We start from the raw sequence: 17,441 nt of genomic DNA, 5'->3' as shown, positions 1-17,441 counted from the left end.
GGCAGGCGTGAGCATCACCTTTCTCTATCCGGTCGCGGCCTGGCTGTTCCTGCTGCTGCCCCCGCTGCTGTGGTGGCCGATGAGGGCGCGCCCGCGCTGGCGGCAGGCGGCGCTCCGAGCCACCGTCTTCGCCGCTCTGATCGTCGCGATGATGCAGCCCAGTCTGGTGCGACGCGACGGGGCAGGGCATCAGGTCTATATTCTCGACCAGCGCGCGGTGCTGGGCGCGGAGGGGCAGGCGGCGGCCCGGCATATGCTGGACCGCGTCATGGCGAAAGCGCCCGCCGAAGCCCCTGCTACGATCATCGCGCTCGGTGGGGCCATAAATGGGGCCGCTGTGCTGAACGATGGTTCGCTGTCGCACGCCTTGCGGGATGCGGTGGCCGCCATTCCGCTGGGGTCGGGCGGCGCGGTGACGCTCATCGGCAGCGGCCTGTCGACCGACGACCACTGGCAGGACGGCATCGAGGCGCTGGTCGGCCGGGGGATTCAGGTCAACACCATCGCCATTCCCACCGCGCCCCGGCCCGCCTTCGTCGCCGATGTACAACTGACGCCCGCGCGCGTGGGCGAGACCGTGCAGGCGGATGTGACCGTCGAAGGCCAGGGTGGTCCCCACGAACTGGCGATCTTCAGCGGCGACCGGCGTTTGGCGGCGAGTGGGCCGTTCCGCGTCGATGGCGTGGCCCATGTCGCGCTGACCCTGCCGACCGAGCGGGCGGGTTTCCTGCCGCTGCGCGTGACGCTGGACGGGCAGGGCGGGTTCGAGACGCTGGCGGCGGTGCAGGATCCCCGCCACATGCTCTATCTGGGCGAGCGGCAACAGGGCGCGGCGGCGATGCTCCAGCGCCTGTTGGGGAGCAGTTTCGTCGTCGATACCGCCTCGCCTTCCGCGACCCTCGATCCCGCGCGCTGGCCGCTGGTGATGGTCGACGACCTGCCCGCCGCACGCCTGTCCGCGCCCCTGCAACAGCGGATCAACCGCGCCGTGGCACGCGAGGGCACCGGGCTGTTCGTGTCCGGGGGCATGGCGGCGTTCGGGGCGGGCGGCTATGCAGACGCGCCGCTGGGCGCTGCGCTGCCGGTCACCGCGCGGGCAGAGGACCGGCAGATCCGGCCCAGCATCGCGCTGGCGATCGTGATCGACAGTTCGGGTTCGATGCAGGGCGACCGGCTGGAACTCGCCAAGCAGGTCGCGCGGCAGACGGTGCGCAAGCTGACCCCCAATGACTGGGTCGGCGTCGTGGAATTCTATGGCGCGCGGCAATGGTCGGTGCCGATGCACCATGCGACCGATATTCCCGATGTCGAACGGGCGATCGGGCGGATGCAGGCCCAGGGCGCGAGCGTCCTCTTCCCCGCGCTGCAGGAGGCTTTTTACGGCCTGAAGGATTTGGACGCGCGCTACAAGCATATCCTGGTCATCTCGGACGGTGGGGTGGCGGAGGACCGGTATCAGCAGCTGATCCGTCATATCGCCGAGAATCGGATCAACCTGTCGACCGTCGCGGTCGGCGGACAGGTCGACGACGAGAAGAGCATGGCCGATTGGGCCAGGGTCGGGCGCGGGCGCTTCTATTCGGTGCCGGACGAGTTCAACCTGGTCGAACTCGATTTCAACCAGCCCCAGACCCGCCCCGATCCCGGCTATCGCAGCGGCCGGATCGGGGTGCGCAGCGTGGCCCGGTCCGGCGGGTGGGACGGCGTTCGCCTCGGCGCCCCGCCGCCGCTCTCGGGCTATGTGCCCACCCGCGCGCGCCATGAGGCGGAGACGCTGCTGCGCACCGATGGCGGCGATCCGATCCTGTCGAGCTGGCCGGTCGGCAGCGGGCGCGTGACCGCGATGATGACCGAGCCGCTCGGCGCAGGCACCGCGAACTGGCGGGGCTGGGCCGATTATGGCCGCTGGCTGGCACGGGTACTGGCGATGACGGCCCGGTCGCAGCCGGAACTGACGGCGCGGATCGCGCGGGATACCGGTCGGCTGACGATCACGGTCGAGCGTATCGGCACCGGCGGTGCGAGGCCGACCATCGCCCTGCTCGATGCGGACGGGCGACCGATCCGCCGGATCGACGACGTCGAGGAGCGTGCACCCGGCCTGTTCGTCGCCCGGCTCGCATGGCCGGAAGACCGGGCGGCGCGGGTCGAGGTCCGCGATCGCGATCAGGTCGCGCGAGCCGCCGATCGGGCCTCGTCCGATGTTCGTGTCCAGGCCGAAATGACCAGCGCCATGGCCCTGCCGATGGCGACGCTGTCGGCCCGGACGGGCGGCTGGCACCGGGATGCTCGGGGCGACGTTCTGGGCGACGATCCCGCCGACGGGCCGGGCGACCTTCCGCGCGGCGGCGGGCTGCGGGCGATCGACCTCTGGCCGTGGATCGCCCTGTTCGCCCTGGGGCTCTATCTGTTCGAGGTCGGCTATCGCCGCTGGCCGTCCGCGCGCCGTATCGCAGGAACCCGATGATCCGCTTCCCCGTCCGCCGTCGTGCTGTTCGATCGCTGGTGCTGGCGCTCTCCCTGACCAGCAGCCTGACCGGTCCGGTGCTGGCAAGCGCACAAGGCGGCATCCTGTCCGCCAAAGCCGACGCAGCCACGCTGTGGCGGAACGGGGATCGGGCCGGAGCGCTGGCGGCGGCGACGGGCGATGATCTGCTGAAAGCCGAGCTGCTCGACGCGCTCGGGCGGGTCGGGGAGGCGGTCCCGCTTTATACCAGGGCACGCGACGCCGCGCGCGATGCGTCGGTGAAGCGCCGGATCGGCCTTCGGCTGGCGATCATCGCGGCGGTCCGCCGACCCGAGGCGTTGCTGGATTACGCCCGGCAGGCACCGCCCGCCGAAGCGCGGCGACTGGCGGATATTCTGGCGTTGCTCGGTCGCCCCAAGGCGGCGCTGGCGCTGGCGGAGACAGGCGGCGGCGTGGTCGAGCGGCTGACGACCGCGCAATGGGCGCTGGCGGCTGGCGAGAATGCGCGCGCGCGTGACGCGGCCAGGGCCGCCCTGACGGCGGCGGTGACGCCGGACGACCGCCGTTACGCGATCGCTCTGCTGGTCGAGGCGTATCGCAACGACGGCGCGCTGGCGGGAGCCCTGACCGCGCTCGACGCCCTGCCGCCCGGCGAAGCGGTGGCTGGCGCCAAGGTCGACGTGCTGCTGGAACTCGGGCGACCCCAGGCCGCCATTGCGCTGATCGAGGAATCGAAAAGCCCCGAATTGCGGCGTCGCCTGACCGGCGTGCTCGACCTGTCGGGCGACCGCGCGGCGGCGGAGGCGGAATATCGCCGCCTGATCGCCGCCGATCCGCATCAGGCCGATCTCTATGCCCGGTTGGCGGGCCTTTACCTGACCCAGGGGGACGAGGCCAAGGCGGTGGCGACCTATGCCCAGCTGTTCGCCGCCAATCGCGGGCGGGCCGATGTCCTGACGGCGGGGGCGCGGGCGATGATCGGCATGGGGCTTCAGGACCAGGCGGTCGCGATGCTGGCGGGCAGCGCGGGCGATCCGGCGGTGGCGACGGCGACGCATCTGTTCCTGTTCGAGACCTATCTGGACCGTGGCGACACCGCCCACGCGCTGGCCGAATTGCAGGCGGTCGAGCGGGGCGACAATGGCGGGCTGCTGCTCGCCGATATCGCCGATGGCTATGAGCGGCTGTCGCGGCCCGACCAGGCGCTGGCGCTGCTGCGTCGATTGGAGGCCAAGGGCGCAGCGGGCTATGACATCCGCGTGCGCATCGCGCAGCTTGCCGCCGATACCGGCCATGACGAAGAGGCGCTGACCCGCTGGCGCGCCTTGTGGACGGAGACGACCCTACCGGCGCGGCGCAACCTCATCGAGCGGCAGATCGTCGCGCTGGCCAAGCGGATGAACCGGCTGGCGCCGCTGGCGCAGGGGATTTCGGCGCGGCTGGAGGCAGGCACGATCCGCCCGGGCGAGATCGACCTGCTGGTCGCGCTTCGGCTGGCGCAGGACAAGCCCGACATGGCGGCCGACGCGGTCCGCCGCTTCGCCGCGCGCAGCGGCCAGGGGGAGGCCGCCGTGCTGAACCAGCTGGCCCGGCTTTATGGTCGCGTACACGATTATGACCGGCTGGACGCTACGCTGGCCCGGCTGATCGCGATCGACCCCGGCCACCGCGATGCGAATATCCGGCAACTGATCCTGACCCGCCTGCGGCATGATGACGGGTCGGAGCCCGCCGGACAGCGTCAGGCCGAACTCGACCGGCTGATGGCGCAGCTGAGCGACACGGGCGAGGGCGGAGCCCATGCCTTTCGCGCGACCGTCTATGCGCAGGCGGACCTGAACGACCAGGCGATCCGCCAGCTGCGCGAGGGACTGGCCGCGCGGCCCGACGATCCCGACGCATTGTCGCGGCTGGCGACCGAGTTGAAGCGCCAGAACCGCCGGGACGAGGCCATCGGCCTGCTGCAATATGCCGTCGATCATGACGGCCCGGCGATGGCGCTGTCGGCGATCGACTCGCTGATCGACATGGCGGCGGGCGCCTCCGATGCGACGGATGCGGACACCGTTCTCGACTGGGCGAAACGCCGCGTGCTGGAGCGTATCGCGCAGGGTGGCCCGACGCCGCGCCTGCTGGCGCTGTTGGCCGATGTCGCGGCTGCCGATGCCGATCTGGACCTGCAGATCCGCGCGACCGAGGCGATGGTGCCCGGCGCGGGCGAGCAGCGTGGCTATGCCTTGCGCGAACTGGCGACGCTCAGCGGCGGCGGTGCGAGCGATGGCGGATCGGTGGCGATCATCGGCGATCCGCGCCGCAAGCTGGTCTATACCCGCCGCCTGCTGGCGCTGGGCAAGTCCTTCCCGCCCGATCTCTATGCCGATCTGGCGCGGACCCTGTTGACCCAGGGCGACGAGGCGGGGGCTGAGCGCGCCTTTGCGATGATGAACGGGCTGGGCGGGCTGGTGAATGTCGACGAGGCCAAGGGCGACGCCTATGCCGCCGCCGGACGGCCGGACCGCGCGCTGACCAACTATGCCCGCGCCTTGTTGCAGGACCAGTCGAATCTCGACCTGCTGATCAAAACCTCCATCCTTCAGGAACGCGCCGGGCAGGAGTCGCTGGCCGCGCGCTGGTATTGGCGCGGGTTGCGCGACCTGCTGGCCCGGCAACCGTTGACGCCCCTTTCGTCGGGGGACGAGCGCGGGCTGGATGTGCGGCGCTATTATCCGACCCTGACCGAAGGGTTGCTGCTGACCTGGCCGGATAACAAGGCGATAGCGGAGGCGATCCTGAACGACCTGAACGCGCGGTTCGCGGTCGAAATGGCGCGGGGTACGGGCGGCAAGCTGGAAGACCAGCCGCGCCTCGCGCTGATCGTCGATCTGGGCCATCGGATCGTCGACGCGGGCAGGGGCGATGCGCGCCTGGCGGGATGGGACGCGGCGCTGGAGACACGTTTTCAGGGCGATCCGGCGTATCGGCGGATGGCGGCCTTGCGTCGTCACCTGACCGGGCGAGGCGACATTGCCTTGCCATCCTCGTCCGACTGGCCGCTGGCGGCGTTGCAGGTGCAGGCGGCGGACACCGACAATGCCGAATTGTCCTTCGTGCTGGCGCTGTCGCGCGGCGACATGGCGGCGGCGCGGGGCGTGCTGGCCGCCGCGCTGGCCAGCGAAGCGGCAACCCATGAAGATGGCGCGGCGCCGGCCTTCGGGCGGGGTTCGTCCTATCTGCCCATGCTGGCCGATGCGATGGATCGCCTGTCGCCCGATGCGTTGCGCGATCTGGTGCTGACCCCGCTTCAGGCGTCGAAGGCGCGGGATGCGATCTTGTTCGACCTGTTCCGTGCGGCGCCGGACCGCTATCTGGCGCTGGAGAAGATCGCGGGCACGGCGCTTCTGTCCGCGGATGCGCTGGTCCAGCTGACCATCACGCGGGGCAATCGCCCCCTGATGGTGATGCTGCGCGTGTCGCGGCACGGGCATGGTGGGGGCGGCGGCATGGACTGGCTCGACCGGTTTTCGCCCGACCAGCTGATCGCATTGTACGACGGCCTCGTCACCCGGCTGACGCACGGCGAGGGCGATTCCGGGCTGAGCGATCTGGCGCTGAGCGCCGCGCTTCGCCGTCCGCTGAGCGCGACCCAGAAGGCGGCGCTGTCGGCGGTTCTGGAGCGCGACATCGCTGCGGTGCGCGATCCCCGCGCGCGCAGCGGCGCGCCGCTGGTCGGCCGGATGCTGCAATTCGATGCGCTGCCCGCCAATCGCGACGTGGTACTGCGTGCCACGCAGAGCGTGGCGGCACGCTATGCCGACAGCAAGGCACTGCCCCTGGTGCTGGAGCGCTGGTATGCGGGTGACAAGCAACAGGCCTATATTCAGCTGGCGACGATGGGCGAGGCGATGCGCGCCGCCGGGCAACAGGTGGGGTGGCTAGACCGCGACTTGGCCCGCTATTTCCCCGATACGCGCGAGCGGCAGATCGAGGCGTTCCTCGCCGATCCCAGCCCGGATCCGAAGGTCGCGGCCCTGATGTATCAGCGTTTTGCCGGTCCGGACGGGCAGGCGACGCCCGCGCAGCGACTGGCGCTGACCAGGAAGATGATCGCACTGGATCCCGGCAATCCGCTTTATCGCGAACGATTGCTGGCGCTCCATGTCGAACAGGCCGACTGGCCCGCGCTCGCACCCGTGCTGCGGGATCATGTCACGGCGCAGCCCGACGACCGGGCCGCCGCGACGATGCTGGCGATGGTGGATCGCCTGCTCGATCGGCCCGATCAGGCGATGGCGGTGGCGAAGGCGGCGGAGGTCGATCCCGACGATCCCGACTGGCTGGTCCAGCTGCTCAACCGTTCGCGCATGTTGCGCGCCCAGCGTGGCAGCGGTGTCGCAGCGCTATTCGGCCAGGTCTATGACGCCTATCTCGCCCATGATGCCAGGCGTCCGGCGGTCATCGCGGTCGAGGCGCGGCAGGGACGCGGAACGGGGCCGGTCCGCGCAGGGGACGACAGCACGCTCGGCCCGCTCCTGGCGCACGTCCCGCACGACGACGCGCATCCGGCGCAAATCCTTCGTGGGCTGTGGCGGCATTCCCTTTCGACCGCACCCGATGGCGATGCGGAGCGTGGACGCCGTGCGCTCGTCTATACCCTGTCGGCGGCGACCAGGGGGCAGGGCACGGGGGCCGCGCTGCTGGCCGAACCCGCGATGACCGCCGAGATGCAACGCTATCCGGGCGCCATGACAGCCGAGAACCAGGCGCGGCAGCAGATGCTGTACGACGTCATCGCTTATGGGCCGGCGCGGCGTGGCGAGGGGGCGGCGGTATTGGCCGCCCTGCTGGCGGATCTTCGCGCCGGACGGGGGGATGCCGATGCGGTGCATCGGCTGGTCGCGCTGGCCGACCGGATCGGGGCGACATTGTCGCCCGAGGATCTGGGCGCGCTCGACGCCCGTCTGCGGGCCATGCCGGTCACGGCGAGCGCGGGACGCGTCGCGCTCGCCCGGCTCTATGCCCGCAGCGCAAGCTGGCCACAGGCGGAGGCGTTGTTGCGCGCGTCCTTCCTGCAGATGCTCTATCCGGCCGGGCCGCTCGACAATGTCGACGATCTGGAGGTCGCGATGAAACGGGTCGTCGCGACGGTCGCGCTCTGGCCCACGGCGACGGAGCGCAACAGGGTCTATACGGCGCTTGCGCAGATCATGGAAAAGCGGAAGCTGGGTGCCAATGGCGGCGATCTGCCCGCTCTGCCGCCGCTGGGCGTGGCAGAGGCGCAGACGCCCTAGCGGGGAGCGATACGGGGTGGGGCTGTTCTTGCGGATTCTGGCCTGGCGAAAGTCGATGTTCGCCCAGATGCTGGTCCTGACCGCGATCTTTCTGGGCTGGGGCGCCTATGCCTTCGTCATCCGGCCGCTGGCCGATCTGCCGGTGCCCGCCATGACCCGGCCACCGCTCCAAGCGACCGAGGACGAACTGCGCAGCACGCTCTACCAATTCATGGTCGCCGCCCGGGACGACCCGACCGATACGCCCGATATCGCGCAGGATGATTTCATCCGCCAGATCGAGGAACGCAATCCCCGTTTCCGCTTCTATGTCCGGGTCGGCGACCGGGCCTTTGGCAATGGTGCGCCGGCCCTGTTCCGGCAATTCCGCTTCGATCAGTTCGAACGGCTTCACCGGTCTATCAACGACCCGGCGATTTGCAGCCAGAGCGAAAAGATCATCAAGCGTGGGCCGACCGACGATTTCGCCACCTTTCGCATGTGCGACCATCTGAGCTATTTCGAGTATCGCAATCTTCGCTATCCGGTCGTGATCGAACAGGGGGCGGGGCCCACGGTCCGACAGATATGGTTCTGGGCATTCAGCGGCAATTTCCTGCTCGCGGCGGGTGGCGTGTTCCTGATCTTCGCGGTGATTTTCGTCGCACACATGCTGTCGATCCGCCGTGTGGCCAAGCTGGCGCGGTCGATCGACCCGCAACGACTGGACTCGACCCTGCCCGAAAAGGGCGTCGCGACCGAGATCCTGCCGCTGGTCCGCGCGGTCAACCATCTGATCGGGCAGGTCAATGCGGAGCAGCGCCGTTCGACCTTCTTCCTTTCGGCGGCGGCGCATGAGATGCGCACGCCGCTGGCGGTACTCCGCACCCGACTGGAACTGATGGAGGACGGCCCCCAGAAGGACAAGCTGGTGGGCGACGTCCGGCGCCTGATCCGGCTGGTCAACCAGTTGCTGACCCTGATGAGCATCGGCAACCGGCGCGACGTGACGGGATTTACCGATCTGGTCGCCTCCACGACCAAAGTGATCGAGGACCGCTCGGTCCCGGCCGAGCAGTCGGACGTCACGCTGGTGATCGTCAGCGAGGTCGAAAGTTTCGAGATTCCCGGCGATGCCACGCTGATCGAGTCCGCGATCGCCAATCTGGTCGACAACGCCATTTCCTTTGCGCCGGCCGGTACGACGGTTCGGCTTTCCGTCGGGCGGGACGGCCGGATCACGGTGCGCGATCATGGTCCGGGACTGGGCGATATGGACCCGGAAGACCTGTTCGAGCCCTTTGCCCGGCCGGTCTCGGGCCGGCGCGGCTATGGGCTGGGGCTGGCGATCGTGGCGGCCATCGTGCGCCTCCACGGCGGAACCAGGGCGGCGCGCAACGTCGCGGACGGTGGTGCGGAATTCTCCGTCACCTTTGCGGCATAGGCCATTTTCCATCGCGGTGATGCCCGGCGCGATCGTAGTATTTCGCGGTTGCGGCATAAATCGACATTAGTGATCCCTTATTGCAAGGTTGGTGCAAGCCTCCGTCCGCATCCTGCCCCCATCACATCGTCGCACCTCGCAACCGGATGACCTGCGATAGACCAAGGCACCGGGGAGCGAAGCGCTGACGATCATAGTATCTATGGGGGGGTACGATCATGAAGAAGTCAGCCTTTCTGGGGGCATGTTCGCTCGTTGCCTATTTCGCCGCGACGGGTCCCGTCGTCGCACAGCAGACGCAGACGCCCAACCAGGCGGAAAGCCAGACCGGGGTGGTCCCGGTCCCGCAGAACAGCGATGCCGCCGACGAGGAGAAGGCGCGGAAGAACGCCGAGCAGGCCGAGGCGCCAGCCGCGAAAGCCGGCGATGCCGAGGCGCGCGCCGCCGAAAAGGAACTCCGCCGCTATCAGACGCCGGTGATCCACAAGACCAAGGGCAGCGACGACGTCCTAGTCACCGGCAGCCGCCTGCGCGACGGCGACAAGACCAGCCGCCTGATCGTGATCGACGCCAAGGAGATCCAGGATCGCGGCGTGACCAGCGTCGAGGATCTGATCCGCACGCTGCCCCAGAATGTCGCGACGATCGGCACGGTCACGAACAATCGTGGCAAGGGGCCGCTGGCGACCAATACGGGTGCCGGCGGTCAGCAGATCGTCTCCCCGGTCGGGGCGCTGGGCGTGTCGGCGGCCAATCTGGGCGGGGTCGGTGCGGGCAATACGCTGATCCTCATCAACGGTCGGCGCATCGCGGGGGCCGCGGGCTTCGAGGCCGGCTTCGCCAATCTGAATGGCATTCCGCTGAGCGCGATCGAGCGGGTCGAGATCAGCACCGGCGGACAGTCGGCCATTTACGGCGCCGATGCGATGGGTGGCGTCATCAACTTCATCCTGAAGAAGAATTATGTCGGCACCACCATCTCGGCGACGCGCAAGCAGACGAGTTCGGGGGCAGACGACACCCGCATCAGCCTCTATACCGGTCGCGCATGGGGAAGCGGCAACGTGGCCGCCAGCGTGGAGTTCGGTCGGGTCAATCCGATCGTCAACGCCCGCACCGGCTATGTTACCAACAATTACGCGCCCTATTTCGGCGGCAACTCGGCCTATGACAAGCGGACGTTCAGTGCGGGGACACAGCCTGGCACGGTCGTTCTGCCCGGCTATTACGACTCCGCTACCAACACCTTCGTCCAGACCGGCCTGACGGTTCCCAAGGGCTTTACCGGCGCGCCGAAGCGGTCGGACCTGATCGCCACGGATCTCAGCTCCAGCCGTGACTATGTGCCGGAGTTCGCGGGGCCGCGAACCCGGACTGTCAGCGGTACGCTGAATTTCGATCAGAAGATCACCGATCGTCTGCGCGTGTTCGCAACCGGCCTGTACACATGGTCGCAGAATATCCAGCAGAATGCGGCGTTTGGCGGCCTGAAGGTCAACTTGGCGCCAGGTCAATATTATAACCCGTTTCGGGCATTCGAATTCGGGCAGTTCAACTACGCAACCAGTGTCTATTATTTCCCGCAGAGCGAAATCAGCGACGGCACCCTGTCGCCGGGCGATATCCGCAACACGGTGCGCAACTGGAACGTCAATGGTGGCGTCAGTTACGACTTCGGCAAGGCCGCCAAGCTCCAGCTGATGTACACCAAGTCGAAGAGTTCGGCGAGCGGCACGGGTACGCAGCTCGGCAGTCTGGTGGACTTCCAGGCAAATCCCGCTTCGCCCACCGGCTATTCCTGCTACAATTTCATGCTGGCGAACAATCGTGTCCCGGCCAATCAGGTGGCGGCCTATAAGGCGGCGTTCGATCGGCAGTGTCTGGCCCTCACCAGCAGCGACCCCAATGTCGCCTTCAATCCGTGGAAGAGCACGACCAATGGCGGCGGGGCCAGCGTCGCCCAGTTCCTCTACCCCTATGTCGCCGAGGACCTGGGCAGTTCGCTCGACAATATCGAGGCACGGCTGAACGGCGAAATCCTGCGGTTGCCGGCCGGGTCGGTCAGCTATGCGGTCGGTGCGGAATATGCGCGCAACAGCGTCAACAGCACCTATATCGCCAATATCGCGGGCAATGATCCGACCACCGACCGGAAGGCGTTCTTCGGCGAGATCAACCTGCCGATCCTGGGTCGCGGCTATGACCTGCCGCTCGTCAAGCAACTGCTGTTCAACATCGCATTGCGCCGCGATATCACCAGCAGCACCGGCCCCATCGGCACGGTCGGCAAGGTGCCGGTCGATCAGGGCGGCCAGATCATCTATGGCAAGAACGAATTCGGACGCACCACGCCCGCCTGGGGCGTATTATGGTCGCCCACGCCGACGATCAACGTGCGGGCAAGGTTCACGCGCGGTTTCAAGGCGCCCCCGGCGACGCAACTCTATGCGCTGACCGGGACCCAAACCTACCTCACGACCATTTCGAACGACCCGTTATATACGTGTACGACGGACTGTGTGCGGGGCAGGCCGGGGGTGTATACTGCGACGGCCTACAACGCCCCCAATCCCAATCTGCGCCCGGAAACCTCCCGGCAGCAGGTCTATAGCATCACCTGGCAGCCCAATGGCTTCCTTTCGGGTCTGAACCTGGCGGCGACCTATAACCGCAATCGTATCCGCAACCAGTTCGCGACCATTTCCGATCTGGGCTATTATCTGCCTTCTGCCCAAATCCTGCAGCTGCCCCAATTCTATCAACGCAATGCAGCGGGCAAGATCACGCAGGTCAACAACATGCGGTACAACATCATTGGTTCGAACTACGAATCCATGACCTATGAGGCGAGCTACCTCTTCAGCACGGGCATCGGCACCTTCCAGCCCAAGATCGTCTATGTCGACAACATGACCGCCGAGACGACCGGGCTGACCGATGCGCAGAAAATAGACCAGCGCGGCCGTATCCTGGGCGTCGACCGGTATAAGATCGTCGGATCGCTGCAGTGGAATTACAGCACGGTCAGCACCAATATCTTCGTCTATCACACGCCCAGCTATATAAACGATTATGCGGGCTATTATGCGGCCGGGATCCAGCAGGCGCCCAAGCTCATTACGCCGGTCGCGCCGCTCACCACGGTCGATGCGTCCGTGTCGTGGGTGGTGAACAACCGGCTGAACCTGCAACTGGTCGGACGCAACATCTTCAAGGCGGCGGCGCCGTTCACGGTGGTCGATAACCTGCCCTACGACACGGCGCGCTACAATATCGAGGGTCGCTCGGTCGTGATGACCGCGCGCCTGACCTTCTGATGACAAACGGTCGGCGGCGACAGAATGGTTCGGCCGCCGACCTCGCCTCGCACGGCGCCGTCGTATAGGTTGGGCGCGATGAGACTGTTGCTCGTGGAAGATGACGGCGACGTGGCCGAGACCCTGACCGTGTATCTGGAGCGGCAGGGTTTCGTCGTCGATCGGGCCGATACGCTGGCGATGGCGCAGGATGCGCTGCTCGACAACGAGTTCGATCTGGTGCTGCTCGACCGATTATTGCCCGATGGCGATGGCGTGTCCCTGATCGGTTACGCCCAGGCGCAGAAACGGCCGCAGCGCTTCCTGCTGTTGTCGGCGCTGGCCGGCATCGACGACAAGGTGACGGGACTGGAGCTTGGTGCGCACGACTATATCGCCAAGCCGTTCGAGCCGCGCGAGCTGGTCGCGCGCATCCGCGTCGCGATGCGCCACAATCTCGACAAGACCCGCGAGATGCGCCGCTTCGGCCCGATCCTGCACGATGTCGAGGGCGGGGGCTTTTTCGTCAACGATGCGCCCATGTCGCTGCGCCGGTCGGAGGCGCTGGTGCTGGCCGCGCTGATGATGCGCGACGGCGCGCTCGTCCGGCGGGAGACGCTGGAGGCGCGGGTGTATGGCTATGACAAGTTCGTCAATACCAACTCGCTCGAGTCGATCATCTCGCGGCTGCGCAAGGCGCTGGCCACCCGGACCGATGCGGTGAAGATCCTGTCGGTGCGCGGCGTCGGCTATCAACTGGTCGAGGGCGACTGACATGCAAGGCTGGTGCAAGCCGGGCGTGCCATTCCTGTCCGACAATCCCTTCTTTCGAGCCCCTTATCCATGCAGATGATTGATCAGGCCCAGGTCGCGCGCGAACAGGCCGGGGCGTTCCGGGCGACCTTCCATGCGATCCGCGAGCAGGTCGGCCGGATGATGGTGGGGCAGGGGGAGGTGATCGACGGCGTCCTGACCGCGCTGATGGCGGGCGGGCACGTCCTGCTCGAAGGCGTGCCTGGGCTCGGCAAGACCATGCTGATCAACGCGATCAGCCGCGCCGTCGACCTGCCCTTTTCGCGCATTCAGTTCACGCCCGACATGATGCCCGCCGATATCGTCGGCACCACCATGCTGACCGAGGCGGAAGGGGGCGGCCATGAACTGACCTTCCAGCAGGGGCCGATCGTCGCCAATCTGGTCCTGGCCGACGAAATCAACCGCGCCACGCCCAAGACCCAGTCGGCCTTGCTGGAGGTGATGCAGGAGCGGCAGGTGACGGTCGGTCGCCGGACGCTGAAGATGCCCGAGCCTTTCTGCGTCATGGCGACCCAGAATCCGGTCGATCAGGAGGGTACCTATCCGCTGCCCGAGGCGCAGCTCGACCGCTTTCTCTTCAAGCTGCTCGTCGGTTATCCGACCGAGGCGGAATATCATGCGATCATCGACCGGACGACGGGCGGCGCGCCCGTCACGATCGACGCGGTGACGGACGCGGCGACGCTGTGCCGCCTGCGCGACGTGGTGCGTCAGGTGCCGGTGCCCGAGATCGCCAAGAGCTATGCCATCCGGCTGGTCATGGCGACCCAGCCGGGCAGCCCCTATGCCCCCGCCTCGGTCAATCGGGGCGTGGCGCTGGGCGCATCGCCACGCGGCATCCAGAGCCTGATCCTGGCCGCGAAGGTGCGCTGCCTGCTGGACGAACGTTTCGCGGTCAGCTGCGACGACATCGCCGCGATCGTGCGCCCGGCGCTACGCCACCGCATGATCGTCAATTACCAGGCCCTGGCGCGGGGCGAGGGCGTCGAGCAACTGATCGACGACATCATGCGCGCGCTACCGGCGGGGTAAGTCGCGGGGGGTGCCGATCCCCGTGCAGGGGACCGGCGCGCCCGGCGCTTATTTCGCCGCCGTCACCTCGATCTCGACCAGAAAGGCGGGGCCGGCGAGCGCCGCCACCTGCACGGTCGAGCGGGCGACGGTGTTCGGGTTCTCCGCCGTGCCGAAGAACTGCTTGAACCCCTCGTTCATGCCGGCAAAGTCCATCTTGCCGCCGAGTTTCGGGTCGCCCGCGACGAACACCGTCATCTTGATGATGTCCGACATGGCGAAGCCGCGCGCGGCGAGGATCGCCTTGATCTTGTTGAGGGTGCTGACCGTCTGCGTCTTGGTGTCGCCGAAATCGGCGATGGTCAGCTGGGCGGGCGGCGTCTTGGCGGCCGGGTCGATCGGCGAGGCGAGCTGGCCCGAGAGATAGAGCATCGTCGCGCCCGGCTTCACCGTCACCCCCTGAAGGATCAGCCCTGGGGGCGTGTTGGCGTGGCGGGTGACGGTGGCGCCCTGCGCGAAGGCGGCGGTCGTGCCACACAGGGCCAGCGCGACGAGGGGGGCAGCGAGCAGACGGAACGACATGGATGGTTCTCCGGTAAGCAAGGCTGGCGGGCGCCGGGTTGGCGCCCGCCGGAACATATCAGAAGCTGACGTTGATCCGCGCGTAATAATAGCCGCCATTGATGCCATAGGGGCTGAAGGTCAGCGGGGCATCGAGGACGTTGCCGCCATTGACCAGCGTCTGGTTGGTGGTGCCGGGCACCAGCGGGACCGTCGGCGGCTTCTTGTTGAATATGTTGTTGGCACCCAGCGCGAGGCCGAGCGACGGTGTGATGTCGTAGTTCAGCTCGACATCGCCGATGAACGTCGTGCCGATCTCCTGCTTGTAGAAGGTGCCGCCATCCGGGCTCAGCTGGGCCGAACTCTTGCCATAGACGGTGCCGCGCAGCGTCGCCGAGAATTTGTCGATGCTGTAGCGGACCGAGCTGATCACCTTCACCCGGGGTGATGCGGTTTCGATATTGGATTGCGCGCCCAGGTTGAACAGCGGAATGATCTGTCCATTGGCGGGGTTGGTCAGCGTGGCGGGTGCGGGGATCAGGCGTTGCAGCTTGGTCTCGTTGTAATTGCCTGCGATCGTCCAGAATGCCTTGCCCGCATCGCCGAAGTCGGAGGTGTAGCTGACCACCAGGTCGACGCCGCGCGTGCGGGTGTCCGCGCCGTTGGTGAAGATGTTGATGCCGGTCTGGCTGACCGTCGGATCGAGTATGTTGCCGTTGGCGATGATCGCCTGGCGCACGATGGCGAAATTGATCGCGCCGCCGCTGCCGAAGATCGAACCCGTGCCCAGGATGCGGTCACGGATCTTCACCTGATAGGCGTCGAGCGTGATCGTCAGGGCGGGCAGCGGCCGGATGACGGTGCCGAGCGAATAGTTGGTCGACTTTTCGGGCTTCAGGTTCTGGAAGCCGATCAGCTTTGCCGCCGCGGAATTGGCGGGCAGCTGCACGAAGGCCGCGGTCGGCGAGACGTTGGTCGCGGAATAATAGGATTCGGCCAGCGTCGGCGCGCGGAAGCCGGTCGAGAAGGTGCCGCGCAGCGCAAAGGCGTCGGAGAAGTCGTAACGGCCCGTGGCCTTGTAGATGAAACGGTCGCCGAAATCGGAATAGCTTTCGTAACGGCCGGCAATGTCGAGTTTCAGCGCCTCGACCGGGTTGGTCGCCAGATCGAGATAGAGCGACTTTGCGGTCCGCGTGTGGACGCCTGCGTCGGAAGGGCGGAAGCCCGGATAGGCCTGGCCACCCTCCTTGTAGATCGAGCCGGGATCGCCCGATCCGATCTCATAGACGTTGCGGCGATACTCCGCGCCAAAGGCGACGTTGATCGGCGTCGCCAGCCCGGCCTCGATCTCGCGCCGGGCGTCCGCGTTCACCGTGAACTCGGTCGACTTGAAAACGCCGTTGTAGAAGCTGGTCGGGGTGAAGCCGGTATCGGCATAAAGCGAGGCATTGGCCGAATCGATGGTAAAGATCTGGGCCTTGTCCTGGCCGAAGGTCGTCGACAGGTCGTACTCGAATCCGCTCGCGGTGCCGCGCACGCCGCCGGTAAAGGCCATGTCGTCCTCGCGGATCTTTTCACGCGGGGTGAAGCCGTTGACCGGGTTGTCGCCATCGGGATCGAAATAGGTCGTCACGCCCCCGACCGTACGCGACACGCGGGTCGGTACGCGGACATTCTGGCGCGCGCTGGCGATCCGCTTGGAATAGGTGCCGAAGCTGTAGACCTCGACATCGCCGAAGTTGAAGGCGGTATTATATTGCAGGTTCGTCAGCCAGGATTGCGCGTCGCCGTTGATCCGGTTGACGTAGGGAAAATTGTCCATCAGCGGAAAGAGTTGTCGCTGGACGGCGCTGAGCGAGGGATTGGTCGTCCCGGTCAGCAAATTGCCCTTGCTGTCGGTCACGCGCCGGTCGAGGCCGCCGACCTGCGTGAAATCGTGGAAGCGGTGGAAGGCGGTGACGTTGAAATAGCCCGTCTCGCCGACCTTGGTCGCCAAGTGCAAAGTGCCCGCCAGCGTGTCGCCGCCGACATCGTAATTCTTGCCCGCGGTAATATAGCCGTCACCCCCGGAGGCATCGTCCTTCAGGATGACGTTGATGACGCCCGCGATCGCGTCCGAGCCATATTGGGCGGCCGCGCCATCCTCCAGCACCTCGATCCGTTTGATCGAGGAGGGGCTGATCAGGTCGAGATCGGCGGTCGCCGCGCCCTGGAACGGCCCGCCCAGGACCGCGAGGTTCGAGGTGCCGTGCCGTCGCTTGCCGTTGATCAGCACCAGCGTGTGGTTGGGGCTCAGGCCGCGAAGTCGGGCCGACAGCGTCAGATTGGCGGTGTCGCCGCCGAATGCCTGGGCGACGAAGGAGGGCACGAGCTGGGTCAGCACCTGGTTGAGATTGGGCTGGCCGACATGGCTGAGCGTCTCTTCGCCCAGAACCTTGATCGGCGCGGCGCTCTCGGCGGCGGTGATGCCGGTCGCACGGGTGCCGGTGACGATGATCTCGTCCCCCTTTATGGATGGCTCGCCCCTTAACTGAGCGTTGTTGTCTCACGGCAGCGGTCGTTTGAGGAAGGAGCAAGGG

Annotated in this window: 8 protein-coding genes; 6 read left to right on the top strand and 2 right to left on the bottom strand. The window is 66.9% G+C overall.

Annotated features, from left to right (window positions below; translation table 11 throughout):
* Nucleotides 1-7: 7 nt before the first annotated feature.
* From QZ546_RS13750 to QZ546_RS13725, 6 genes are all read left to right on the top strand, one after another.
* Nucleotides 8-2,467, top strand: coding sequence for a vWA domain-containing protein (locus QZ546_RS13750; RefSeq protein WP_294238595.1), 2,460 nt, complete (start codon nucleotides 8-10; stop codon nucleotides 2,465-2,467).
* Nucleotides 2,464-7,755: a tetratricopeptide repeat protein gene (locus tag QZ546_RS13745; protein ID WP_294238593.1), complete on the top strand. Its 5,292-nt coding sequence runs from the start codon at nucleotides 2,464-2,466 to the stop codon at nucleotides 7,753-7,755. The genes QZ546_RS13750 and QZ546_RS13745 overlap by 4 nt, the downstream gene beginning before the upstream one ends.
* Nucleotides 7,756-7,810: 55 nt before the next feature.
* Nucleotides 7,811-9,178: a HAMP domain-containing sensor histidine kinase gene (locus QZ546_RS13740; RefSeq protein ID WP_294238590.1), complete on the top strand. Its 1,368-nt coding sequence runs from the start codon at nucleotides 7,811-7,813 to the stop codon at nucleotides 9,176-9,178.
* Between the two features lie 218 nt (nucleotides 9,179-9,396).
* Entirely contained in the window at nucleotides 9,397-12,495 is a 3,099-nt protein-coding gene (locus QZ546_RS13735; RefSeq protein WP_294238587.1) for a TonB-dependent siderophore receptor, read from the top strand.
* Nucleotides 12,496-12,573: 78 nt separating this feature from the next.
* Nucleotides 12,574-13,248 (top strand): response regulator transcription factor, encoded by a 675-nt coding sequence (locus QZ546_RS13730; protein ID WP_294238585.1) that lies wholly within the window; start codon nucleotides 12,574-12,576, stop codon nucleotides 13,246-13,248.
* A gap of 69 nt (nucleotides 13,249-13,317) precedes the next feature.
* On the top strand, nucleotides 13,318-14,322 hold the full coding sequence (locus QZ546_RS13725; protein WP_294238582.1) for a MoxR family ATPase: 1,005 nt from the start codon (nucleotides 13,318-13,320) through the stop codon (nucleotides 14,320-14,322).
* A gap of 48 nt (nucleotides 14,323-14,370) precedes the next feature.
* On the opposite strand, the gene QZ546_RS13720 is transcribed toward QZ546_RS13725, so the two are convergent.
* Together QZ546_RS13720 and QZ546_RS13715 are read right to left on the bottom strand one after the other, a co-directional pair.
* A complete protein-coding gene (locus QZ546_RS13720; protein ID WP_294238579.1) occupies nucleotides 14,371-14,883 on the bottom strand; it encodes a RidA family protein in 513 nt (170 codons plus the stop codon).
* Between the two features lie 58 nt (nucleotides 14,884-14,941).
* Nucleotides 14,942-17,329 (bottom strand): TonB-dependent siderophore receptor, encoded by a 2,388-nt coding sequence (locus QZ546_RS13715; protein ID WP_294238681.1) that lies wholly within the window; start codon nucleotides 17,327-17,329, stop codon nucleotides 14,942-14,944.
* Nucleotides 17,330-17,441: the final 112 nt, after the last annotated feature.

The sequence above is a fragment of the uncultured Sphingomonas sp. genome, assembly GCF_913062585.1.
Classification (GTDB): Bacteria; Pseudomonadota; Alphaproteobacteria; order Sphingomonadales; family Sphingomonadaceae; genus Sphingomonas.
The sequence above is the reverse complement of the archived record's forward strand: the minus strand, read 5'-3'. Positions and strand labels throughout refer to the sequence as shown.

Coding starts and splice junctions, on each gene's coding strand:
- QZ546_RS13720 (WP_294238579.1), bottom strand. CDS start 14,883: ATGTCGTTCCGTCTGCTCGCTGCCCCCCTCGTCGCGCTGGCCCTGTGT.
- QZ546_RS13735 (WP_294238587.1), top strand. CDS start 9,397: ATGAAGAAGTCAGCCTTTCTGGGGGCATGTTCGCTCGTTGCCTATTTC.
- QZ546_RS13730 (WP_294238585.1), top strand. CDS start 12,574: ATGAGACTGTTGCTCGTGGAAGATGACGGCGACGTGGCCGAGACCCTG.
- QZ546_RS13740 (WP_294238590.1), top strand. CDS start 7,811: ATGTTCGCCCAGATGCTGGTCCTGACCGCGATCTTTCTGGGCTGGGGC.
- QZ546_RS13725 (WP_294238582.1), top strand. CDS start 13,318: ATGCAGATGATTGATCAGGCCCAGGTCGCGCGCGAACAGGCCGGGGCG.
- QZ546_RS13745 (WP_294238593.1), top strand. CDS start 2,464: ATGATCCGCTTCCCCGTCCGCCGTCGTGCTGTTCGATCGCTGGTGCTG.